The 23,461-nt window shown below is 55.3% G+C and carries 17 protein-coding genes; 10 read left to right on the top strand and 7 right to left on the bottom strand.

Features of this window, described 5'->3' with window-relative positions; genetic code table 11:
* Nucleotides 1–76: 76 nt before the first annotated feature.
* The 4 genes from R1T41_RS20875 to prfB all read left to right on the top strand — a co-directional run bounded on the left by R1T41_RS20875 (nt 77) and on the right by prfB (nt 7,140).
* Nucleotides 77–1,360, top strand: coding sequence for an N-acetylmuramoyl-L-alanine amidase (locus R1T41_RS20875; protein WP_062959468.1), 1,284 nt, complete (start codon nt 77–79; stop codon nt 1,358–1,360).
* A 265-nt stretch (nt 1,361–1,625) separates the two neighbouring features.
* Nucleotides 1,626–4,055: a penicillin-binding protein 1A gene (locus R1T41_RS20870; RefSeq protein ID WP_317339018.1), complete on the top strand. Its 2,430-nt coding sequence runs from the start codon at nt 1,626–1,628 to the stop codon at nt 4,053–4,055.
* A 213-nt stretch (nt 4,056–4,268) separates the two neighbouring features.
* The gene (locus R1T41_RS20865) at nt 4,269–5,840 is read left to right on the top strand and encodes an alkaline phosphatase D family protein (protein WP_317339016.1); all 1,572 of its coding nucleotides are present in this window, start codon (nt 4,269–4,271) and stop codon (nt 5,838–5,840) included.
* A gap of 171 nt (nt 5,841–6,011) precedes the next feature.
* A protein-coding gene (prfB, locus tag R1T41_RS20860) for a peptide chain release factor 2 (protein ID WP_114110669.1) occupies nt 6,012–7,140 on the top strand; the annotation gives its coding sequence in 2 pieces (ribosomal slippage) (nt 6,012–6,080 and nt 6,082–7,140; 1,128 coding nt in all).
* A gap of 81 nt (nt 7,141–7,221) precedes the next feature.
* Here prfB and R1T41_RS20855 read toward each other — a convergent pair.
* Together R1T41_RS20855 and R1T41_RS20850 are read right to left on the bottom strand one after the other, a co-directional pair.
* Nucleotides 7,222–7,842, bottom strand: coding sequence for a hypothetical protein (locus R1T41_RS20855; protein ID WP_317339013.1), 621 nt, complete (start codon nt 7,840–7,842; stop codon nt 7,222–7,224).
* A 274-nt stretch (nt 7,843–8,116) separates the two neighbouring features.
* Nucleotides 8,117–8,614: a DUF2165 domain-containing protein gene (locus R1T41_RS20850; protein ID WP_317339010.1), complete on the bottom strand. Its 498-nt coding sequence runs from the start codon at nt 8,612–8,614 to the stop codon at nt 8,117–8,119.
* Nucleotides 8,615–8,934: 320 nt separating this feature from the next.
* On the opposite strand from R1T41_RS20850, the gene R1T41_RS20845 reads away from it, so the two are divergent.
* From R1T41_RS20845 to R1T41_RS20825, 5 genes are all read left to right on the top strand, one after another.
* The gene (locus R1T41_RS20845; RefSeq protein ID WP_062952100.1) at nt 8,935–9,186 is read left to right on the top strand and encodes a hypothetical protein; all 252 of its coding nucleotides are present in this window, start codon (nt 8,935–8,937) and stop codon (nt 9,184–9,186) included.
* Nucleotides 9,187–9,342: 156 nt separating this feature from the next.
* Entirely contained in the window at nt 9,343–9,945 is a 603-nt protein-coding gene (locus R1T41_RS20840) for a nucleoside deaminase (RefSeq protein ID WP_317339008.1), read from the top strand.
* 82 nt (nt 9,946–10,027) lie between these two features.
* Nucleotides 10,028–11,554 (top strand): AlkA N-terminal domain-containing protein, encoded by a 1,527-nt coding sequence (locus R1T41_RS20835; RefSeq protein WP_317339006.1) that lies wholly within the window; start codon nt 10,028–10,030, stop codon nt 11,552–11,554.
* A gap of 2 nt (nt 11,555–11,556) precedes the next feature.
* Nucleotides 11,557–12,078 (top strand): methylated-DNA--[protein]-cysteine S-methyltransferase, encoded by a 522-nt coding sequence (locus tag R1T41_RS20830; RefSeq protein ID WP_317339004.1) that lies wholly within the window; start codon nt 11,557–11,559, stop codon nt 12,076–12,078.
* Between the two features lie 100 nt (nt 12,079–12,178).
* Nucleotides 12,179–12,811, top strand: coding sequence for a glutathione S-transferase family protein (locus R1T41_RS20825; RefSeq protein ID WP_317339003.1), 633 nt, complete (start codon nt 12,179–12,181; stop codon nt 12,809–12,811).
* A gap of 84 nt (nt 12,812–12,895) precedes the next feature.
* On the opposite strand, the gene adhP is transcribed toward R1T41_RS20825, so the two are convergent.
* The 5 genes from adhP to R1T41_RS20800 form a co-directional block, all read right to left on the bottom strand.
* Nucleotides 12,896–13,918, bottom strand: a complete 1,023-nt coding sequence (gene adhP, locus R1T41_RS20820; RefSeq protein ID WP_317339002.1) for an alcohol dehydrogenase AdhP — start codon at nt 13,916–13,918, stop codon at nt 12,896–12,898.
* A gap of 126 nt (nt 13,919–14,044) precedes the next feature.
* A complete protein-coding gene (locus R1T41_RS20815) occupies nt 14,045–14,863 on the bottom strand; it encodes a ferritin-like domain-containing protein (RefSeq protein WP_062959460.1) in 819 nt (272 codons plus the stop codon).
* Nucleotides 14,864–15,003: 140 nt separating this feature from the next.
* On the bottom strand, nt 15,004–15,774 hold the full coding sequence (locus R1T41_RS20810; protein WP_317339000.1) for a response regulator: 771 nt from the start codon (nt 15,772–15,774) through the stop codon (nt 15,004–15,006).
* Between the two features lie 240 nt (nt 15,775–16,014).
* Nucleotides 16,015–16,479 carry a thioredoxin-dependent thiol peroxidase gene (gene bcp, locus R1T41_RS20805; protein WP_062952108.1) on the bottom strand — a complete coding sequence of 155 codons (465 nt, stop codon included), beginning with the start codon at nt 16,477–16,479 and terminating at the stop codon, nt 16,015–16,017.
* Nucleotides 16,480–16,609: 130 nt separating this feature from the next.
* Entirely contained in the window at nt 16,610–19,579 is a 2,970-nt protein-coding gene (locus R1T41_RS20800) for a bifunctional [glutamine synthetase] adenylyltransferase/[glutamine synthetase]-adenylyl-L-tyrosine phosphorylase (RefSeq protein ID WP_317338998.1), read from the bottom strand.
* Nucleotides 19,580–19,867: 288 nt separating this feature from the next.
* Between R1T41_RS20800 and R1T41_RS20795 the strand changes: the two genes are divergently transcribed.
* Entirely contained in the window at nt 19,868–23,443 is a 3,576-nt protein-coding gene (locus tag R1T41_RS20795) for an AsmA-like C-terminal domain-containing protein (RefSeq protein WP_317338995.1), read from the top strand.
* Nucleotides 23,444–23,461: the final 18 nt, after the last annotated feature.

Below are 23,461 nucleotides of genomic sequence, written 5' to 3'. Positions count from 1 at the left end.
CAATTGCCCGTTAACCAACGCGTTGCTATAAGCGCAAACGGGTAATCCGCATCACCACGATTAACGCAGCAGGGCGATGGTATCAGTTAAAACGGGTTCGCAGGCAAATGCGACGACAGAAAAGCTGTCCTTGGTCGGACAAAAATCCGTCCGGATGATCGCCGCACTATGTCTGTCGCTGATGATCTGCATTGGCTTTTTTGCCACCGCAAACGCGCAGGAAACCAAGGTTCTTGGCGCGCGCCTTGGCGTTTATCCCGACTATACCCGTTTTGTCATCGATCTCGACCATGATGTCGAATTCAGCTATTTTCTGCTGCCCGATCCGTATCGCGTTATCATCGACATGCCCGAAATCGAATGGAGCGCCCCCCCGGGCAAGGTGACATCCGGCGGTGGTCTGATTTCCGGGTTGCGTTACGGCCTGTTTAAACCGGGTACCTTCCGCGTGGTTCTCGATGTTGCCGAACCGGCACTAGTGTCAAAAATATTCACGTTACCGGCGTCAGAAGGCAAACCGCATCGTCTTGTCGTCGATTTGTCCCCGGCGAAGCGGGACGCCTTTATGACGGCGTCGCGTGAAAGTATGGAAGCCTATTCCGCCCGCAGCCGCAACGACACCAGTGCCACGGAACAAAGTGCCGATGTGGCCGTGGAATCCGGTCGTGGCGGTTCGGAAAAGCCGCTGATTGCAATCGATGCCGGTCATGGTGGCGTTGATCCCGGGGCGATCGGGGTGGGCGGGGTTTATGAAAAGGACCTGACGCTTGCTGCGGCGCGCGAAGTTGAAAAGGTTCTGACTGATTCCGGTCGATATCGCGTGCTTCTGACCCGTGACAAGGACGTGTTCCTGAAATTGCGCCAGCGAACCGAAATCGCGCGTAAAAACGGTGCCGACCTGTTCATTTCCCTGCATGCGGACTCGATTGGCAATTCCAAGCATCGTGGTGCGTCGGTCTATACCCTGTCTGAAAACGCATCGGACAAGGAAGCCGCCGCCTTGGCATCAAAGGAAAACAAGGCCGACGTGATCGCCGGTATTGACCTGTCAGAGGAAAACTCGCTCGTGCAGAGCATCCTGATCGATCTGGCACAGCGTGAAACCATGAACCTGTCGGCGACCCTTGCGGCCAACATGGTCTCCGAACTCGGCAAAAGCATTGAACTGCAACGCCGTACACATCGTTTCGCGGGCTTTGCCGTGCTTAAGGCGCCGGATATTCCATCTGCCCTGTTTGAAATGGGCTATTTGTCGAACCCGACGGATGCCAAGCTTCTGCAAAGCCCGGCACATCGGCGCAAGGTTGCCGAAGCCGTGCTACGCGCGATTGATATCTATTTCGAGAAGCACAAATTCTAAAATCCTGAATTCCGGAATCGGAAAATTCGCATGGGTGGTTTGCGCGATTTTCCGCAAGGTGGAAAAGCCAGTCCTCGCTTTGACGGGGTGGCGGGAGTATAGTTATTCTCCGGTCTGTAAGGAAATTTGCGGTAATCGTGCGCGCTATCACAACGCTGTCACTTTTTTGCCGCTATGATAGGGCTGATTGCAATTCTCCGGAATATGCGCTTTGGTGCGCGCCAGCCGGATCAGGCCAAAACAGCAAAATGATAAAGACCTGTTTATGCGTATTTTACTAAGTATTTTCGGTGTGCTCTTCCTCATGGCGGTTGCCGGGGGGATTGGCGTTCTGGCGATCTTCTGGCATTTCGGTCAGGACCTGCCCGATTACACCCAGCTTGAAACCTACGAACCCGAAGTCATGACGCGCGTTCATGCCGGTGACGGGGCGTTGATCGCCGAATATGCACGTGAAAAACGTGTTTTCGTGCCGATCACCTCGATCCCGCATGTTGTTGTTGATGCGTTTGTCGCGGCCGAGGATAAAAACTTTTTCAGCCATCCGGGCATTGATTTCGCATCCGTGCTGCGCGCGGCCGTGACCAACGTTGCCAATATGGGCTCGGGCAAACGTCCGGTCGGCGCGTCGACCATTACCCAGCAGGTCGCCAAAAACTTCCTTCTGACCAGCGAAGTTTCCTATGAACGCAAGGTCAAGGAAGCGATCCTTTCATTCCGTATCGAACGTGCCTTTACCAAGGAACATATCCTCGAACTTTATCTGAACGAGATTTATCTCGGCAATGGCAGCTATGGCGTTGCCGCCGCGGCCCTGCGCTATTTCGATAAATCTCTTGATGAAATCAATATCGAGGAAGCGGCTTATCTTGCCGCCCTGCCAAAGGCACCGTCGAACTATCATCCGGTCCGCAACCATGACGAGGCCAAGGCGCGTCGCAACTGGGTGATCGGCCGGATGCTTGAAGAAAAATTCATCACCGAAACCGAAGCCCAGACCGCATGGGCAAGCCCGCTGATCGCCAAGGAACGCCAGTCGGTCGATACATATCGCGCCGATTATTTTGCTGAGGAAGTCCGCCGTCAGCTTGTCGACCGTTACGGCGAAAACATGCTGTATGACGGGGGGCTCTCGGTGCGTGCGACGGTCGATCCGCGCCTGCAGACCATTGCCGATCAGGCGCTGGTCGAAGGGCTGGTCGAATATGATCGTCGTCATGGCTGGCGCGGTCCGATCACCAATATCGATCTGGCTGATGACTGGCAGCAGAAACTGCGTGAAGTCGAAACGCCAAACGATGTGCCGTGGGACAAGGCCGTTGTCATGCGCGTTGGCAGCGATGAAGTCACGCTTGGCCTTCTGTCGGGCAAGCAGGGGCGCATTCCGCTGCGTTTCCTGACATGGGCGCGCGCATGGAAAGAAGGCCAGACGCTTGGTCCGGCCGTCAACAACCCGTCTGATGTGCTGTCAGCCGGTGATGTGATCTATGTAAAGCATTTCACCGAACTCGATGGCGAGGAATTACCGCCAAACACCTATGGCTTGCGCCAGATTCCCGAGGTCAATGGTGCCCTTGTCGCCATGGACCCGCATACCGGGCGTGTTCTGGCGATGTCGGGTGGTTTTTCGCATGATATGTCGAAATTCAACCGCGCGACACAGGCCCGCCGTCAGCCGGGCTCTGCCTTCAAGCCGTTTGTGTATCTGGCAGCCCTTGATCAGGGCTTTACCCCCTCGACCATGGTGCTTGATGCGCCGTTCGTGATCGATCAGGGGCCGGGACTTGGCAAATGGAAGCCGGGCAACTATAGCGGCAAGTTCTATGGTCCTTCGACCATGCGTCTGGGCATCGAACTTTCGCGTAACCTGATGACGGTGCGTCTGGCGCAGACCATCGGTATGGACAAGGTTGCCGATTATGCCGAACGTTTCGGGATCGTCGATGACCTGCCACAGGTTCTGTCGATGTCGCTGGGTGCTGCTGAAACCACGGCGATGCGTCTGACGGCGGCCTATGCCGAACTGGTCAATGGTGGCAAGAAAATCACCCCGACCCTGATCGACCGCATTCAGAACCGCCGCGGCGAAGTGATTTATCGTCGTGACGAACGCCAGTGTGCGGAATGTCAGGATGTTGAATTCCGCAATCAGATGCCGCCCGAACTTCCGGACAATCGCGAACAGCTTGCCGATCCGGCAAGTGCGTTCCAGATGGTATCGATGCTTGAAGGCGTGGTTGAACGCGGTACCGGGCGTCGCATTCGTGAACTCGGCTATCCGCTGGCCGGCAAAACCGGCACCACGAACGACAGCCGCGATGCATGGTTTGTTGGCTTCTCGCCCGACCTCGCGGTTGGGGTGTATGTTGGCTTTGACGATAACCGCTCGCTTGGCGATCAGGAACAGGGGGCCAGTGCGGCCGCCCCGATCTTCAAGCAGTTCATGGGCGATGCGCTTAAAGGTACGAAAGCCGTACCGTTCAGAACGCCGCCCGGCATCCGCATGGTTCGCGTCGAAGCCCGTTCCGGTCTTCCGGCCCGTCCGGGTGATCAGAACGTGATCTGGGAGGCCTTCAAAGCCGGTACCATTCCGTCGTCGAACGACAATGTTATTGATGGTGGCGATGCCGGCTATAGCGGTGTCGGTGCCGAAGGCAATACCGGCGGGGTTTCAAGCCCGGGTGGTATCTACTGATCTTTGGTACGATCTTGCGTCGATAGTTACGGGCCGGGTGCAAACTGCATCAGGCCTTTTTCATTTGAAAACCGGGCAGGGACGCGGGTGTCGTATTGCGCGCGCCTTTGTCATCAAATGTTGATAAAACCATCAACGGGCCGCAACCGTCCTGTCATTTGAATTTGCCATACTCTTCAAGGTGTTACTTCAAATTTTGAAGGGGTTCTTTCAATGTCTTTTCGTGTTTCCCGCCGAAAATTCCTGACCACGACCGCCACTGTAACGGCCACGGCCGGTGCGGCATCTGCCATGGGCGGCTTTTTCATGCCGTCAATTTCACGCGCGGCTGATCGTCCGCTGATCACCCATGGCGTGCAAAGTGGTGACGTTACCGCCAATTCCGCCTGCATCTGGGGGCGTGCGGATCGTGCGTCGCGCATGATCACGGAGATTGCCACAACGGAAAATTTCGCACGCTCAGTCAAAATTCCGCATGTCGATGTCCTGCCGGAACGTGATTTCGCTGGCAAGCTTGCCCTGAATGATCTGCCTGCCGGGCAGGACGTGTTTTACAAAATCCATTTCGAAAATCTTGATGATGGCCGGGCATCGTCGGAACCGGTGATCGGTCATTTCCGTACGGCACCGGCGGCAAAGCGCAATATCCGTTTTGGCTGGTCAGGCGATACCGCCGGGCAGGGCTGGGGCATTGACGAGGATCGCGGCGGCATGAAAACCTATGCCACGATCACAAAACATAACCCGGACTTCTTCATCCATTCCGGCGATACCATCTATGCCGATGGCCCGTTTGCCGAACAGGCAAAAATGCCCGATGGCGATATCTGGAAAAACATCACGACCGAGGATACCGGCAAGGTCGCCGAAACCCTTGCCGAATTCCGCGGCAATTACAAATACAACATGCTTGATAAGAATGTCCGCGAATTCAACCGCCTGATCCCGGTCTATTACCAGTGGGACGACCACGAAGTGACCAACAACTGGTATCCGGGTGAAATGCTGACCGGGGATGACCGTTACACCGAAAAATCGGTATCCCTTCTGGCCGCACGCGCCAACCGGGCGTTTCGCGAAATGCTGCCGATCACCGAACATGCGTCCGAACCTGGGCGGGTTTATCGCAAGGTATCCTACGGCCCGTCACTTGATATCTTTTTCCTTGATATGCGCACCTATCGTGGTGCGAACGATGCCAATAACAGCCCGGAACCAAATGACAAAACCGTCTTCCTTGGTCGGGAACAGATCGAATGGCTTAAACGCAGCCTTCTGAATTCCAACGCCACCTGGAAGGTCATTGCGTCCGATATGCCGATTGGCATGGTGGTTGGCGATGGTGACAATTTCGAAAACCTTGCCAATGGGGATGGTGCCCCGGCCGGGCGCGAATTTGACATTGTCGAATTGCTGCGTTTCATCAAATCGGCTCGTATCCTCAATACCGTCTGGCTGACGGCCGATGTGCATTACACCGCGGCCCATTACTATGACCCGAACAAGGCCCAGTTCCAGGATTTCGAACCGTTCTGGGAATTTGTTTCCGGCCCGCTTCATGCCGGAACATTCGGGCCAAATGCCATGGACAATACCTTTGGCCCGCAGGTGATGTTTACCAAACACCCGACCAAGGAGCAGGGCATAAACCTGCCGCCATCCTTTGGTCTGCAGTTCTTTGGCCTTGTCGATATCGACGCCGAAAACGAACAGTTCCGCGTGTCGCTTCGCGATGTTGCCGACGAAGAACTTTATACCGTGACGCTCGATCCGGTTTACAGCTAGGCCGCGCGATACCACCTTTAAACCCGGCGCATTTGATGTGCCGGGTTTTTCCATGCCTGTTGTATGTCCCCGCGGGGGTTTCAATCGGGGCAAAAACTGCTATAAGCGCCGCCGAAGTTGCTGCGATCCTTCGCGGCCTTACAGAATTTCATATGAATAACGGAGACATCAATGCGCGCCGAAGCACAGGCATTGGTCGATGAAATCAAGCAGTCGATGGCACTGCTGAGGAGGCATCTTTGACTGGGATAACGCTCTTAGACGCCTCGACGAACTGAACGCGCTGGCCGAAGATCCCACCCTTTGGGACAAGCCGGAAAACGCGCAGAAAGTCATGCAGGAACGCACCCGGCTTGATGATGCCATCAATGGCTACAAGGCGCTTGCCCAGGAACTCGAAGACAATATCGGTCTGATCGAACTTGGCGAAGCCGAAGGCGATGACGAAACCGTTGCCGAGGCCGAGCAGGGCCTGCGCAATATTCGCGAAATCGCGGCCAAGCGTGAACTTGAAAGCCTGCTTTCGGGCGAAGCTGATGCCAATGATGCCTATCTCGAAATCCATGCCGGTGCCGGCGGGACCGAGGCACAGGACTGGGCCAGCATGCTTGCGCGCATGTATGTGCGCTGGGCTGAGTCCAAGGGCTACAAGCTTGAAATGCTCGAAGAAAGCGATGGCGAGGAAGCCGGTATCAAATCGGTGACCTATAAAGTCACCGGTCACAATGCCTATGGCTGGCTTAAAAACGAGGTCGGCGTGCATCGTCTGGTGCGTATTTCGCCCTATGACAGTGCCGCGCGCCGCCATACCAGCTTCTCGTCCTGCTGGGTCTATCCGGTGATTGACGACGACATCAATATCGAAGTGCTCGACAAGGACCTTCGTATTGATACCTACCGCGCATCGGGTGCCGGTGGTCAGCACGTCAACAGAACGGACTCGGCCGTGCGTATCACGCATATTCCGACCGGTATCGTTGCGCAGTGCCAGAACGACCGTTCGCAGCACAAAAACCGCGATACCGCGATGAAGATGCTTAAAGCCCGCCTGTATGAAGCCGAACTTCAGAAACGCGAAGCCGAAGCCCAGGCGCTTGAGGATACCAAATCCGATATCGGCTGGGGCCATCAGATCCGCTCCTACGTGTTGCAGCCCTATCAGATGATCAAGGATTTGCGCACCGGTGTTGAAACATCCGACACCCAGGGCGTTCTGAACGGCGATCTTGATGACTTCATGGCTGCGGCCCTTGCCGCCAAGGTCACCGGTTCCGCCGGTGAGGTCGAAGACATCGATTGATCCGAACAGGATTACCAAACAAAACACCCCGCACAGGAAACTGGCGGGGTGTTTTATCTATCTCAAGATTCCCTATATTTTTTATGTAGTGAAATTTAAGCCGAATATAAAAGATAGGATTTCGGTGCTACAATCTTTTGAAAATTGATTATATACAGGTAAATGTTTTTCTTTTTGGTCTAATTCGTCAATGTAAACAACATATGTTCTTTTGCAGATACTGTACCCAATTCTCTTCTTTTCTTGCATATCCACAATATGAACGGGAAGCTGAAGTTCTACAATTTTCTGTTTATCAAAAACCCATCCTCCAAAGTCAGTAATATTGTAACCTAGATATCCTGTTTGAATGAGGATGCCGGTTAAGACTTTTTGTGGGTTTTCTTCAATTATTTTCAAGTAAGATTGATCAAATCCATCCCACATATTGAAATCGTCTTCAGATAAGTAGAAAATTTCTGACGTTGATTTCATGTTGAACGCTTCAGATAGGCCATTTGCGATTTTGTTTCGAGTAGCGGTTGAAACCCCGTCGAGACCAAAATTCGTTTGGTTTGGGTCGTGATCGACTGGGGAGCCGACTTTTGCGAAATAGATCTCCCTTCCCTCCAGTGTGTTCAATTGTTGTGGTGTAAGTGTGTGCTTGCAGCCCATTAATGAGGCTGCAAACAGAGAAATCAAAGCTAGTGATTTTAGTTTCATCGCAACGACCCAACTTTTTAGATAAAGTGGTGGAATATCTAGGTTTCTATAACTTTATCGGTCGGTTGGTTTTAGAGTGCTGTGAGTTTTGTCACATCCTTAAGTGTAGGTGGAAGCTTAGCTTTAGTTTACCCGTAAAAATCCCGCTTCTGTCATAGTCTCGGCTGATATGTCTGGCAGTGTGTTGCCCATACGCAAAATATGTTGAAAAACGAAAGGGCCAAGTCTTTGAAAAATAGGGCTTCGGCGGGTTTTGCGTCTGACGCGGAATGCCCTAATCGACTTCCCCATCGCGAAGCGTGACAAAGATCAGCACCGCAAGGATGGTGATGAAAAAGCGAAAGGCCGATTCAATACCGTTCCATGTATCGGACATCCACATGCCGAACCATTCGCCGCCAATCGACATGAACCCCACCTGCCACAGCAGAAAGCCAACGGTCAGGCCACCGATGGCATATCCCTTGCTGTTATTGAAAAGTGCCGCGGTGGCATAGCGGACCGACCATAATTTCCATGCCCCGATCCAGCACAGGATCGCAGTAAGCGCTTCGGTCGCGATAATCGCGATATAGGCAGCATGATGCAGGGCAGGGCTTTCAATCGCGCGATATTTGATGGTGCTGTCGGGAAAGATCGTGTCCATCATCAAAACATGACGGACGAATTCGAAATTGCTGCCGTAATCGGTGATGTTGCCAAAGGCGACCAGTGTTGCAAACAGGGCAATCGCCGCCACGGTCAGGATTTTGGATAAACGGATCGCAAGCATGCTGATGCCCCCGGCATGAAAGTGCAATATCGATCAGACGCAGTCTAATCTATTGTAAACCGGCAGAAAAGTTTGGTCAGGGATAATGCCCGTACCCGAACGCCCGACAGGGCAGGAATACCGCGATTTCGATTGCTGCATTTTTATGTCTTCTGCCCGTAAAAATCCCGCTTCTGTCATAGTCTCGCCTGATATGTCTGGCAGTATATTGCCCATACGCAAAATCCGTTGAAAAACGAAAGGGCCAAGTCGTTGAAAAATAGGGCCTCGACGGGTTTTGCATCTTGAGCAAACGTCTATCAGTCAGGTGAAGTCCAAAAATGCCGCGTCAGTCCCATGGCCAGGTCGCTGTTGGCGACCAGTTCAAACTTGCCACCCCGAATGGCCCTGTTTTCGAAGTTATCAAAATCCGTGAAATGAGACCGGTCGATCATGCCCTGATCACCAAGGTTCGGGATCGAAAATCGCCGACGCTTATCGCGGTAACGACGCTGCTGGACCCGGAGTTTTATCGCCCGGTGCCCGCCGATCAGCGTTACGAAGATTACAATGACGGTATCCTGCGCGGTTAGGAAACCCTTCGTTTCCCGCCGTTATCAAGATGCCGTACATAGTGTTTTTCCCGTCCGCTCACAAAACCTGCAATAAATTCTGTTGGCAGGGCGGTTCAATGACGATGAAATGGACGCCATCAAAAAGCATCACGCATTTCATCGGGGACCGCCTATATGCCACGCGAAGACAGAAACGCCCTTCTTGCCACCCTGTTTGCCACACTTGAAAACGATATCCTGCCCAAAACCCGTGTGGGCGTCGCGGCTGGAAACAAGATTTTCGGGGCGGCTTTGTTGCGCAAATCCGATCATTCGCTGGTGCTGGCCGAAACCAACAACGAAACGGAAAACCCGCTTTGGCATGGCGAAGTCCATTGCCTGAAACGGTTTTACGAAATGCCTGCCGATGTGCGCCCCGCAACGTCGGATCTGATTTTTCTGTCAACGCATGAACCCTGTTCGATGTGCCTTTCGGCGATCACCTGGGCCGGGTTTGATAATTTCTATTATTTCTTCAGCCACGAGGATTCCCGCGATGCGTTTGAAATCCCCCATGACCTTAAAATCCTCAAGGAAGTCTTCACCCTTGATGCCGGGGAATACAACAAATCCAACGCATTCTGGCAAAGCCATGCCATGATGGCCATGATCGCCGACCTGCCCGAAGCCGACCGCGCGCCATGGCTTGAAAAGGCAAAATCGATTGCCGCGCAATATGACGCGCTTTCTGATCAGTATCAGGACGGCAAGGGCGCAAACGATATTCCGCTGAACTAGGATTACGGGCACCATCTGGTACTTTCACGTTTGAGTCCGAATCTGGCGAGTTTTATCTGCGTGATCTGCTAGACTGCCGGGCATGGAACAGCTCAATGATGATATCTGCTATCACGCATTAAAGGCCCGGGATCGCCGGTTTGACGGCCGGTTTTACACCGCCGTTCTGACCACCGGGATTTTCTGCCGTCCGATATGCCCCGCCGTCACGCCAAAGCGCGTGAATGTGCAATTTTATCCCAGTGCGGAGGCGGCAATTGCCCACGGGTTCCGCCCGTGCCTGCGCTGCCGCCCCGAAGCCGCCCCCGGATCCCCGGCCAGTGCCGGGGTTCACGCCACCGTTGCCCGTGCGGTAAGGCTGATCGAAGAAGGGGCGCTTGAAACCGGATCGGTCGAACAGCTTGCCGGGCGGCTTGGCGTCGGGGACCGGCATCTGCGCCGTATTTTCAAGGAACATACCGGCGTCACCCCGCAGGATCATGCCAAGGCACGCCGGCTGCTGCGCGCCCGACAACTGATTGTCGATAGCAACCTGTCGATGACGGAAATCGCCGATATTGCCGGGTTCGGCAGTTTGCGCCGGTTTAACGATGCGATGAAAACGGCCTACGGCCACGCCCCGACCGCGTTCCGGCGCGGCATAAAGGCCGAACCCGTGTCAGATAAAAACGACAATGATCCATTCGCCCCCAAAAGCGACGATCTGATCCTGCGCCTGCGTGCGCGGCAACCCTTTGATGCCGACTACCTTCTGACATTCTTTCGGGCACGCGCCATTCCGGGGCTGGAGGCGGTGGGCGACCGCACCTATGCCCGCGGCTTTCGCATCAATGATGCCGTTGGTCTGATGATATGCCGGTTTGCGAGCGATCAGGGCGGTGTCGATGTTATCCTGCGCGGTCCGGCGCGTGACGCCGTGCTTGAAATCGGGGGCCGGGTGCGGCGGTTGTTTGATCTGGATGCCGATGTGCCCTCCATCACGGCCCTGTTTGCCGATGATGAATTGCTGCGTCCCCTGGTCGATAAACGCCCCGGTCTGCGTGTGCCGGGATGCTGGGACCGGTTTGAACTGGCGATCCGGGCGGTATTGGGCCAACAGGTGTCGGTTGCCGCCGCCCGTACCTTGGCCGGGCGACTGGTGGCACGCTTTGGCGAAGCCCTGCCTGAAAACCTGATTGCCGGAACGGGCATCACCCATCTGTTCCCGAAACCCGACGCCCTGCAACAACAGGATCTGATCTCGATCGGGCTTACGACCCGACGCGCCCAGACACTTGCCGATATCATCGATCTGTTTGCCGATCCCGACAGTGACCGCAAATCGGGCGATGTCATATTGGCCGAAATGGCCGGGACCAAGGGGATTGGCCCGTGGACGTTGAATTATTTCGGCCTGCGCGGGCTTGGCGACCCGGATGCCTTCCCGGCGGCGGACCTTGGCATCCTGAAGGCATCTGAAATCGGTGGGGGCCCGGCAAAGCCCAAGCCACTGGAACAGCATGCAGAACGCTGGCGCCCGTGGCGGGCTTATGCCGCGCAATATCTGTGGTCGGCACTTGAACAGGAACATGCGCCAAAGCCCCAGCCGAAAACAAAGAAAGGGAAATGATCATGACAACCCGCATCGACATTGCCCGCTATCACAGCCCGATTGGCAAACTCAGCCTTGCGATGGTGGATGGCAAACTTGTGCATCTGGATTTCGAAAACAACGATGACCGCCTGCACACGATCCAGACGCGACGTTTTAAAAATGTCGATTGGCACGAAGGCGGCACTGCCCCCAAATCGGTCACGGACTGGCTGGATGGTTACTTTGCCGGTCGCCTCATGCCCTTGCCGATGGCGGATATCCGGATGATCGGCACCGATTTTCAGAAATCGGTGTGGGATGCCCTGATCACGATTCCCAGCGGCGAAAGCCGCTCCTATGCCGGGCAGGCCGATATCCTTGGTAATCCGAAAGCGGTGCGGGCGGTGGCACGTGCCAATGCGCTGAACCCGGTATCGATCATCGTGCCGTGCCATCGGGTGATCGGATCGGACGGCACCCTGACCGGCTATGCCGGTGGTCTTGATCGCAAACGCTGGCTGCTCGATCACGAGGCGGCGATGGCCACGAAAGCCGCCTGATCCTTTAGGTTCTGATTCCCGATAATTCCGAATTATAGCGAATGCCAACCGGCGGATCATGTGCCGGAACGCTATTTCCTTGTCTGAAAGGTTTCATCTGATGAAGCTTCATGATTACGCCGGATCACAAAACGCGTGGAAGATACGCCAGCTTTGCGCCCATCTTGGTCTTGAATACCAGACACAGTGGGTTTCGATTTTTACCGGCGAAAGCCATACCGATGCGTTCTATGAAATGAACCCGGCGGGGGCGGTTCCGGTACTGGAACTTGATGATGGGCGCTGTATTGCTGAATCAAACGCCATTCTGCTTTATCTGGCGGACGGAACGGATTATTTGCCCTCTGATGCCTATGAACGCGCCAAGGTCTGTCAGTGGCTGTTTTTTGAAACCGATTATATACAGGCAACCATAGCCTGCCTTCGGTACTGGAACCTGACGGGGAAGAATGACCGGAATGCCGGGCAACTGCCGTTGCGCCGGGCCAAGGCCACACAGGTTTTAGGCATGCTTGACCGGCATTTGCGCGACCATGATTTTCTTGCAAATGCCCGCTATTCGCTCGCGGATATCGCGGTCTATGCCTACACCCATCTGGCACATGAGGCCGATCTGGATATGACCCCTTATGACGGGATCAATCGCTGGATCAAACGGATTGGCGCGATTGTCGGGGGCACGGTGCCGGTCCGCTATTACAGCGAAGACCCGCTAAGCGGTCAGGATTTGTAATCATCGCCATAAAACAAAAAGGGTCGCATGATGGGGCGACCCTTTTGCTTTTTCCGTTTCGCTATGGGCCGTGATTGTGATCGATCAGATCGACATCACGATACGGCCATCAATGGTACCGGCCCGCATGCGATCAAAGATCGAATTGATGTTTTCCATCGGTTCGGTGGTGAAGTGCGAATGCACCTTGCCGTCGCCGGCAAATTCCAATGCTTCCTGAAGGTCGGCACGCGTGCCGACGATGGATCCGCGAATGGTTTTGCGCGACAGAACGGTGTCAAAGATATCAAGCTCGAACTTGCCGGGCGGCAGGCCGCACAATGCCATCGTGCCATGACGGCCCAGCATGCCAACACCCTGCGCAAAGGCGGATTTGGAAACGGCGGTGACCAGAACCCCATTGGCGCCACCCATCTGGTTTTGTACTTCGGTAACCACGTCGGTTTCCTTGGCATTCAGAACCCAATCGGCACCAAGGTCCTTGGCAAGTTTCAGTTTTTCCGGGCTGATATCAACCGCAATCACCTTCATGCCCATGGCCTTGGCATATTGCACGGCCATGTGGCCAAGCCCGCCGACGCCGGAAATGACAACGGTTTCACCCGGTTTGCATTCGGTTTCCTTAAGTCCCTTGTAAACCGTAACCCCGGCGCAAAGCACCGGTGCGGCATTGCCAAATTCAAGCGGATCGGGCAGGTGGCCGACATAGTTCGGATCGGCAAGAACATATTCGGCAAAGCCGCCATTGACCGAATAACCGGTATTAAGCTGTTCCCCGCAAAGCGTTTCCCAACCGGTAATGCAATGATGGCAATGCCCGCAGGCCGAATGCAGCCACGGCACGCCCACCCGGTCGCCTTCCTTGATCGATGTAACACCTTCGCCGACTTCGGCAACAATGCCGACACCTTCATGGCCGGGGATAAAGGGCGGGTTCGGCTTGACCGGCCAATCGCCTTCGGCGGCGTGCAGGTCGGTATGGCAAACACCGGATGCCTCGATCTTTACAAGGATTTTGCCAGGCGTGACTTTGGGAACAGTGACTTCCTCGATCGACAATGGCTTGCCGAATTCCCGCACGACGGCGGCCTTCATGGTAGCAGGCATGCTCGTATCCTCCTTGCGGAATGACTTTGTGCCCGAAAATGCGGGCATGCATTAAGCGCGCAGGAAGGGTATAGGTTGTTGGGGTTCTAAACTTTGCGCTGTATCAAGGAACGCGATAAAAGCCGACTATTCATCCTCGCCCGGAAGCTCCAGAACATAGTCCTGATAATAGTCGGGCGGCATTCCGGCCTCATATCGGGCTTCGTCGTTAAACGGTGGTTTAAGCGGCCCGCGGAAATGTTTGCGCAGCATGTCATGCCATGTCGTGTAATAGGGCAGGCCGCGCTGATCACAGACATATTCATAATATTTACGCCCTGCCGCGACATGGGCGATTTCATCATGGGCGATGATTTTAAGGATGCGCGCACTTTCGGTATCACCATGCGACAGCAACCGTTCGATGGTCGGCGGGGTGGCATCAAGACCGCGCGCCTCGAACACCATCGGCACCACGGCAAGACGCGGCAGAATGTCATAGGCCGTATCCATCGATGTCTGCCACAGGCCATCATGGGCCGGCAGATCGCCATAGGTCGCATCCATTTCACCCAGACGTTTGTTGATCATCTTGAAATGGCGCGCCTCGTCATCGGCGACCTGAACCCAGGCATCATGAAAATGCTTGGGCATGTCGGCTTCGGGAAACCGCACGCAAAGGTCCCACGCCAGATCGATGGCATTAAGTTCGATATGCGCCAGCGCATGCAAAAGCCCGATACGCCCCTGAACGCTGCCTTTTTTGCGTTTGGGCATTTTGTTGGGTGGCAGCAGTTCGGGTTTTGCCGGGCGGCCCGGGCGGTCCGGAAGATCGGTTGATCCAACCTCGGTAATCTCGCCATTGCGCCACATCGCCGCCATTTCGGCGGTGACATCGGCTTTTTCCGTGGCGTCCGCCGTCATAAGGGCACGTTTGGCAGCTTCGGCAAGGGTAAGGCGGGACATGGGGCTGTTTCCGGAACATGAAGAATTACCGGCTTTCTGTGCCATGTGCGCCAAGGCGGGTCAATCCCGGCATACTGATGACACAAAAAAGGGCGACCGGAAAAACACGGTCGCCCTGTCAAAGCGGTATGGTCTGTTGATCAGGTAATGTTAAAGCGCGCCAGTGCCTCGGCCAGATCTTCGCCAAAGGCCGGGCCCTTGCGGATGATGGCCGTCCGGCAGGGCAGGTCCCGAAGCGACGGATGGTTCGGCGCATCCGATGTCAGAACGGCGGTCGGGATGTTGCGGGTTTTCGGCATGGCCTGCAACGCATTGGCGACATCAACACCGCCAAGTTCATCGATGGTTTTGGCAACAATGATGAAATCCGGGCGGGTGCGCACGGCAAGTTCAATCGCCTCGAACGAGCTTTGCGTGACCGAGCAGCGATAACCGCAGGCCGCCAGTTCGCGTTCGACAATGGCCGACATGGAACGCTGCGGAATAACCAGAAGGGCTTCGACATTGGTTTTTTTCAGCCACGCCGGATCGATATCAGGCGCTCGTTTGGATGGTAGTTCACGCACGAATTCGGCTGAATCGGCACCGCCCCCGGTGACGTCGCCATCAAGCAATCCTTCGATCTTGTCGATAAAGGCCTGAATATCGGCAATCGCCTCTTCGGTCAGTTCACGGCATGTCGTGGCATAATCGGCAAGACGGTGGCTTGTCAGATTGACCAGCGGCGCATTGACCGACTTGCCCTTGTATCGAAGATTGAAAATCTCGCGCTGGATTGCTGTCAGGATCGCCGGATCGGATTTGCTGCGCGCATTCTGAAGATGCACGCCAATGCTGTTGACGATGTCGTTCGCTTCATCACGGAAATCGGCGAGCATCTGATCGTCGAGATCGATAACATTCTTGCTCATTATTATATCCTGCCTTGCCGGTTGCCCGGTCATTCGCCATACGCCAGGAAGTGCAAAATCGCTACACCCATAACTCCCATATCCGGATTCTTAGCCCGACAAACAAGGCAAGGCAATATATTGAATAAGCCTGTGGTTTATTAGGTGCTTGAAAACTATCTTCTTTTAACCGTTACAAAAAATGCAAAACCGGCCGGATTTTGGTCCGACCGGTCCTGTTCGTAAGGGCAGGGCTGGAAATTACAACGCCTTGACGGCGGCAAGAACCTCGGCGACGTGGTTCTTGACCTTTACCTTGCGCCACACATTGCGGATCACGCCATCACCATCAATGACAAAGGTGCTGCGCTCGATTCCCATGAATTTTTTGCCATACATGCTTTTTTCGGTCCAGGTGCCGTAATCCTCGCAGGTCGTGCTGTTTTCATCCGATGCGAGGATAAAGTTCAGATCATGCTTGGCCTTGAACTTGTCATGACGATCCGCACTGTCCTTTGAAATGCCGATGATCTGTGCATTGACCGCACTGAAATCGGGTTCGGCATCGCGAAACTCGCAGGATTCCGTGGTGCAGCCCGGCGTCATGTCCTTGGGATAGAAATAGATCACCACCGGTTTGCCTTTAAGGTCCGATAGTTTTACCGAACCGCCACCATCGGTCGGCAGGTCGAAATCGGGGGCCTTGTCACCAACATCAAGCGTCATTTCTTTATCCTTGTTCAAAGTGTCGCGTCCCTGACCGGCTTCGGAAAGCCATGTCAGGAAGTTTCGCCAAAATCTGCATACCAAATTACAAAGCCTTATAAGCATTGCCAATTCATCCGGATCACTCTAGTCATTCCGAACGCGGCGGAAGTTTTTCTGCCGGTTGCGTGATCAGTCGGTCATAGACGGCCTTGATCCGCATTGCTGTTTCATCAAGCTTGACCTGAAGCGCATCAAAATCATCGCACTGCCCGGCGCGCGCCAGCATGCGCCGCAAATCGGTGCTGGCATTTTTCGGCTCAAACGGCCCCTCGGTCGTCAGGCGCAGGATCGCCTGCAGTGCCAGCCAGAACGACCCGGCATTGGCAAGGAATGTGGCTTCCTCGGCATCCAGAATGCCAGCACTTCCAAGGTTTTTAAACACCTCGCGCGTGGTGGGGGACAGAATTTCGGGATGGGTGTGCGCATGCGCCAGTTGCAGATATTGCGCAATGAATTCCAGATCAACCAACCCGCCGCGCCGCATCTTGATCGCCCAGGGATGACTATCGCCTTTGCCCGCATCCATGCGGTTGCGCATGTCATAAACATCGCGCAGCAGATCATCGGGATTACGCTTTTTCTGCAGGACCGCATTGGTGGTTTCCATCACCCTGTCACACAGGGCTTGCGGACCATAAACCGCACGAAGGCGCGTCAGCGCCATATGCTCCCACGTCCAGGCTTCGTTAAGCTGATAGGCCTCGAAACTTTTGAAATGGGTGGCAAGGGGCCCTTTGTTGCCGCTGGGGCGCAGGCGAAGGTCGGTTTCAAACAGGACCCCCTCGGCCGTCGGTGCCGAAAGCGCATTGATGTAACGCTGGCTTAACCGGATGTAATAATGGCCGGGGCTAAGCGGCTTTTCGCCATTTGATTCCTCGGCATCCTCTGGCACCTCATAGACAAAGATCATATCAAGGTCGGATCCGGGCGAAAGTTCCTGCCCGCCATGTTTGCCAAGTGCAAAGACGGCAAGCCCGCCGTCATCAAATTTGCCATGCTTTTGCGCAAAATCATCGGCAATACGCGGGAAAAGGGCACGGATGGCGACATCGGCCACATCGGCAAGGGCCCGGCCTGCCTGATGCGGGGTATGGCGGTTCTGGATGGTCTGGACATCAATGCGGAATTTCTGATCATTCGCCCAGCGCCGTGCTGTATCAAGCCAGTCTTCGACCATATCCTCGCGCGCCAGCCGAGTGTTAAGTTCATCGAGCATCGTGTCGGCATCGGGCAGTTCATCGTGGAAACCCGACATCAGGACATAATCAAGCACCCCGGCATTGCGCCCCAGATATTTGGCCATGCGCGGCGCTGTGCCCGCGATCTGTGCCAGAAGCTCCAGCAGTTCCGGATTTGCCGTCACCAGCGAGAAAAGCTGAACCCCCGCAGGCAGACCTTTCAGGAATTCGTCAAACGCCCGAAACGCCATGTCCGGATTGGTGGTTTGCGACAATGCCTTCAAAAGGGTCGGCATCAGTTCGGTCAGGATTTCACGCGCACGCCGCGACCGGGTGGCGCGATACCGCCCGTGATGCCATCCCCGCACCGTGACCGAAACATTGGTCGGGTTCTCGAACCCCATCTGGCGCAAATTTTCAAGTGTTTCAGGGTCGTCTTCCGTGCCGGTAAAGACAAGGTTTCCATCCGCTGCTGCAAGCGGAATATCGTCTTCAAACAATTCGGCATAATTGCTTTCGACCTTGCGCAGGTGATGCAAAAGATCGGCCTTGAAACCATCAAGCGTGTCATAACCAAGGAAGGTCGAAAGAGCATGCAACCCTTCCTCGGTTTCAGGCAGGGTCTGGGTCTGATGATCGTTTGTCATCTGCAAACGATGTTCGACTGTGCGCAGAAACTCATAGGCCGCCAGCATTTCATCGCGCACCTGTTCGGACACCTGCCCGAATTTGGTCAGTTCACGAAGCGCATCACAGGTCGCCTTGCATCGAAGCGCAACGGCCCGCCCGCCCCAGATCAGTTGCTGGGTCTGGGCGAAAAATTCAATCTCGCGAATGCCACCGCGGCCAAGCTTGATGTTATGGCCGGGAATAACGACCTTGCTGCCGCCTTTATGGGCGTTGATCTGGCGCTTGATCGAATGAATATCCTGGATCGCAAGGAAATCGAGATGCTTGCGCCAGACATATGGGCGCAATATTTCAAGGAATATATCCCCTGATTTTTTGTCACCTGCAACGATCCGTGATTTGATCATTGCTGCACGTTCCCAGTTCTGCCCGACCGTCTCGTAATAGGTTTCAGCCGCCAGCATCGACAGGATCGGCGGGGTGGATGCCGGATCGGGGCGCAGGCGCAGATCGGTGCGGAAAACATACCCGTCGCCGGTGCGTTCTTCCATGATGCGGGTGACATCGCGCACCATCCGCACAAGGTCCTGTTGCAGGCGATCATGGTCGATATAGGTAACGACCTCGTGGTCATAGAGGAAAATCAGGTCGATATCGGATGAATAGTTAAGCTCCTTGGCGCCAAGCTTTCCCATGCCAATCGCAAAAATCCCGCAATCGCGCAGCGGATCGTCGGGATGGGGCAGGTCGAATTTGCGCTGCTTTGCCGTCGCCGAAAGGCAATGGGCCAGTGCAAATTCAAGGGTCACTTCAGCCGTGGTGCTAATCGCGCCCGTGATTTTATCAAGCGACCACGCCTTGCAGATATCGGCAATCGCAATCACAAGGGCCGCCCGGCGTTTTGCCTTGCGCACCATCATCATGGTTGTCGCCTGATCGGTCTGGGCGGCGTCCGCACTTTTGCGCACCGGATCAAGGGCCGCGTCAAAGGCCGCGTCAAGCCCCTGATCAAACACTAGACAGATGATATCGGGATCGCGCAGACACAGATTGCCAAGATAGGGGCTGTTGCCAAACATCGCCGCCAAAACGTCGCGTTTTGGTTTGTTGGCCGCAATATCGCCAATCTGTTGTGCGAGATGCTCGAAAGCGGGGCGATCGGCAAGCGCAGACCATCTTTCGAAACCGTTATTGCAACGATCGGTATCGAAGGGTTTCGGCAAATCTGGCGTAATCCAGGAAAGAGACACTTTTTGCTTTCCTTGTGTTGCTCTTGTTATTGCTCTTGGACGTAAAACCGGGCTATCCCTTGGCTTCGTGACGCAACGCAGGATATCTCCGGCATCCGGCCACGCACGCGACATGACACGGAAAGGTTTCCTTATGCCCCCGACGATACCAAAAAGGGGACAGGGAAACAGTATCAGTTTACATTTATTGGGTTTTTCGCAGGCCGGGAAACATCATTGGCTTGACGGCGTTGTTACATTGATTGGAAATGTCATTCATGGCATCGCAAATTCGGGATCTTTAGGCAGGTGCGTCGCATCAAAATCTTTACTGGCTGGTGTGGGCTGTTTCTTGCGGCCGTGATCCTGTTTGTCGGCGTTTTTGCCGGTGTTCTGGTCTGGCGCATCGCGCAGGGCCCGGTTTCCCTGCATCGTCTCGTGCCTTATGTCGTTGCCGAACTGAATGAAAGCAGCGGTGACACCAAATTCGAAGTCGGCGACATGGTCCTGTTCTGGCGCGGATGGGAAGAACGGTTTGATATCCGTCTTCAGGATGTGTCGGTGCGCGACGGGGCAGGAAGTGAAATGCTCCATGTGCCAGAGGCCGACGTGGTGTTTTCCAGCAAGGCGCTTTTTGACGGGGTTCTGGCCCTGCGGGAACTGAACCTGATCGCACCGAAATTGCGTCTGGTCCGGCACGCCAACGGCCAGATCGATATCGGCTATAATCCCGAAGGACAGGCCGAAGCCGAAACCCCGCTGCAATCCCTGCCAGTCCCCGATTTCAAAACAGATCCCAAAACAGAACCTGAACCCGAAACAGCGCCAGAACCGGCACAAAACAATCCGGGCGCCCCGGCATCCGGTGATGCCAGCGGCAACAATGCCGAACAGCCGGGCGTGAATATGCCCCTGCCGTCGCCGTCGGAAGGCACCGGGACCGAACCCGATCAATCGCTTAGCGATGCGCAACGCGGTATTCGCGATGGCAGTGCGGCGATGCGCGAAATTGTCGCGATCCTGTCGGGCGAGATGGCCGATTTTCCCGCCGCCGCCTATTTCGAAAGCTTCGGCGTATCTGGCGCGGATCTTCAAGTATGGGATGAGGCACTTGATCTTGTCTGGGCGGCACCATCTGCCGATATCCGTCTGTCACGCAAACCGATGGGCATTCACGCCGAAGCAACGATGAAGGTCAATGCCGGGCTGGTATCAACCGATGTCAATGTCACGGCCGAATATGACAGCCGGGTCGAGGAAATCGACATGGTGGCCGATATTGGCGAAGTGATCCCGTCAAACCTGACCAGCATATCGGATACGTTTATTGATCTGGCCGGGGTTGATGTCCCGGTATCCGGCAGGCTTACGGCAAAGCTTGGCGCGGATGGCAGCGTTATCGAACTTGGTACCGATCTTGACCTTGGTGTGGGCCGGGTCGATCTGCCCGCCCCAATGGTCGCGGCCTATCACGTCACCGGTGGCAAGGTGGGCTTAAGCTTCGTACCCGGCCGGTTAAGCTTTGATGATGTCCGGATCGAAGCTGGCGAAACCGCCGCCGTGCTCAAAGGGCAGGCAATAAATCCGCTTGGCCAGTGGGCCATCGATATCACGGCGACGGCAACCGACGTCCGGACCAACGATCTGCCGCAATTGTGGCCCGAAACCGTTGGCGACAATGCGCGGACATGGGTTGTTGAAAACCTGACCGAGGGCATCGTTCATCAGGCCGAACTGCGCACCAGACTGCATCAGGACGAAACCGGAAATATCATCGTCGATCATCTGGACGGCGAAATGAACATGACCGGCGTTACCGTGCATTACCTTGGCGATATGCCATCGGTTCTGGGCGCTGGCGGTCGGGCGGAGTTTGATCAGTCAAGCTTCAGCATCTTTGTTAATGAGGGCGAAGCCGACGGCATCGTCGTTGACGAGGCAACGCTTGTTTTCTCGCAGCTCGATACCGACAGCGAAATGGCCGATTTCGAAATCGTCGCCCATGGTGGTGCGCGCAATGCGCTTGAAATGATCGATGAAGAACCGCTTGGTTTTGCTACACAGCTCGGTATCGATCCGGCACAGATCGAAGGTGAGCAGGCAACCCGTGTGAAGCTGCATTTCCCGTTGTTAAAGGATCTGTCGTTTGATGATGTCGAGGTCGCAGCCGCTTCGCGCATCGAAAATGCCGCAATTACCGATGCGTTCCGCGACCTTGATATTTCCGATGGCACCTTTGAATTGCAGGTCAATACCAAGGGGCTCGAACTGTCGGGCGAGGCCGCGATTGGCAAGGGACGAACCAACATCAAATGGGTCGAAAGCTTTGCCGACGATACCCCCGTCATCAGCCACTATGACCTTGAAGGCGATCTTGATCTCGCTGCGCTGGAGCAGGTCGGTTTTGCCGCCGATCCCTATCTGAGCGGTGTCGCGACCGGCAAGGTTACCATCGAACATCTGCGCAGCAACGAGGTCGCCATCAAGGCGCAGACCAGCCTGTCTGCGGCTGATATTGCGCTTGATATGGTCGATTATCATAAAACACCGGGGCAGGATGCCAGCCTTGCGTTCGATCTGACCGTCAAGGCCAATGGCGCGGGCGAAGTCCGGTCCTTTGATCTGATGGCACCCGAACTGGTCGCCAAGGCCAAGGGGCGCTGGCGCGGTGACAGCCCGATTGCGGATAAATTCACGGTTAATCTGACCGATACGCGCTTCCGAGAAAATCTTGCGATTGCAGGCGCCATTACGGTAGATCAGGGCGGCAAACTTCTGGTCGATCTGAAGGGCAAGCAGTTTGATCTGCGTCCGTTTGTCGAAGATAAGCCAACGGACGGTTCGGAAAAAACGGCAAACCCGGCGGGGGATTTCGAGGCAATGGATATCCGCCTCGAAGCAGCCGACTTCCTGATCAAGGGCGAACGTCCGGTGCTGCGCGATGGATCGATCCTTTTGCATCAGACGGGCGAAAACCGTGAAATTGAAATCAACGCCCGGCAGGCCGATGCCCAGCCATGGCTTGTCGGTGATGATGATGCCCCGCGCGAACCCGGCCCCGCCGAAAGCCCCAATAGCGGTGGCATCGGCCAAAACGCATCCCGGACCGGCGGGCGAACCGATATCTTCCTGTCCATCGATCAACTGATCATGGCCAATGGTGAATTGATCGATGAAATTGACGGCTCCATTCATGTTGTTGGTGACGAATGGGATGGTCTGGTCCTGAACGGAACGATGGGGGATCGGGCGAATGTCTTTGCCCAGGTCGAACGCAAGGACCCGAAAACGCGCAACGTGCGCCTGACCAGCGACGATGCGGGCAAATTCCTGCGTGCAGTCGATCTTTATGAAAACCTGCTGGGCGGGGCACTGACCATCGAGGGCACGGTCGATGACAGCACATGGTCGCAACCCTTCACCGGCAAGGTCAATATTACCGCCTTCCGTGCGGTGAACGCACCGCTTGCCGCCCGTGTGCTCGGCGCTGCGTCGCTGACCGGGCTTGCCGATGTGCTGGGCGGGAATGGGATTGCGTTTTCCGAACTGAACGGTGATTTCACCTATGCCAATGATGTGCTCTCGCTTAGCAAATTCGCCGCCAACGGATCGGCGGTTGGCGTCACCAGCAATGGGTCGATTGATCTGGCCAAATCCGAAATCCGGCTGGCGGGATCAATCGTGCCGATCTATTCGCTGAACTCTGCCCTTGGCGCGATCCCGCTTCTGGGGGATTTGCTGGTGGGCGAGGAAGGCGGGGGTATTTTCGCCCCGACCTACACCATCGAAGGTGCGCTTGATGACCCGGAAGTCACGGTCAATCCGCTATCGACCTTTGTGCCCGGCGTGTTCCGCAACCTGATCACCGGGGCCGAACCCGGTTAAGGTCGGGCAGGTATTGGT

The organism is Thalassospira lucentensis (genome assembly GCF_032921865.1).
Lineage (GTDB): Bacteria > Pseudomonadota > Alphaproteobacteria > Rhodospirillales > Thalassospiraceae > Thalassospira > Thalassospira lucentensis_A.
This window is presented reverse-complemented; position numbering and strand designations above follow the sequence as displayed.

Excerpts from the sequence above, each read along its gene's own strand:
- R1T41_RS20850 (WP_317339010.1), bottom strand. The coding sequence starts at position 8,614 with ATGCTTGCGATCCGTTTATCCAAAATCCTGACCGTGGCGGCGATTGCC.
- R1T41_RS20825 (WP_317339003.1), top strand. The coding sequence starts at position 12,179 with ATGAAGCTTCATGATTACGCCGGATCACAAAACGCGTGGAAGATACGC.
- bcp (WP_062952108.1), bottom strand. The coding sequence starts at position 16,479 with ATGACGCTTGATGTTGGTGACAAGGCCCCCGATTTCGACCTGCCGACC.
- R1T41_RS20875 (WP_062959468.1), top strand. The coding sequence starts at position 77 with ATGGTATCAGTTAAAACGGGTTCGCAGGCAAATGCGACGACAGAAAAG.
- R1T41_RS20840 (WP_317339008.1), top strand. The coding sequence starts at position 9,343 with ATGCCACGCGAAGACAGAAACGCCCTTCTTGCCACCCTGTTTGCCACA.
- R1T41_RS20870 (WP_317339018.1), top strand. The coding sequence starts at position 1,626 with ATGCGTATTTTACTAAGTATTTTCGGTGTGCTCTTCCTCATGGCGGTT.
- R1T41_RS20815 (WP_062959460.1), bottom strand. The coding sequence starts at position 14,863 with ATGTCCCGCCTTACCCTTGCCGAAGCTGCCAAACGTGCCCTTATGACG.
- R1T41_RS20855 (WP_317339013.1), bottom strand. The coding sequence starts at position 7,842 with ATGAAACTAAAATCACTAGCTTTGATTTCTCTGTTTGCAGCCTCATTA.
- R1T41_RS20865 (WP_317339016.1), top strand. The coding sequence starts at position 4,269 with ATGTCTTTTCGTGTTTCCCGCCGAAAATTCCTGACCACGACCGCCACT.
- R1T41_RS20845 (WP_062952100.1), top strand. The coding sequence starts at position 8,935 with ATGCCGCGTCAGTCCCATGGCCAGGTCGCTGTTGGCGACCAGTTCAAA.
- R1T41_RS20810 (WP_317339000.1), bottom strand. The coding sequence starts at position 15,774 with ATGAGCAAGAATGTTATCGATCTCGACGATCAGATGCTCGCCGATTTC.
- R1T41_RS20835 (WP_317339006.1), top strand. The coding sequence starts at position 10,028 with ATGGAACAGCTCAATGATGATATCTGCTATCACGCATTAAAGGCCCGG.
- R1T41_RS20830 (WP_317339004.1), top strand. The coding sequence starts at position 11,557 with ATGACAACCCGCATCGACATTGCCCGCTATCACAGCCCGATTGGCAAA.
- adhP (WP_317339002.1), bottom strand. The coding sequence starts at position 13,918 with ATGCCTGCTACCATGAAGGCCGCCGTCGTGCGGGAATTCGGCAAGCCA.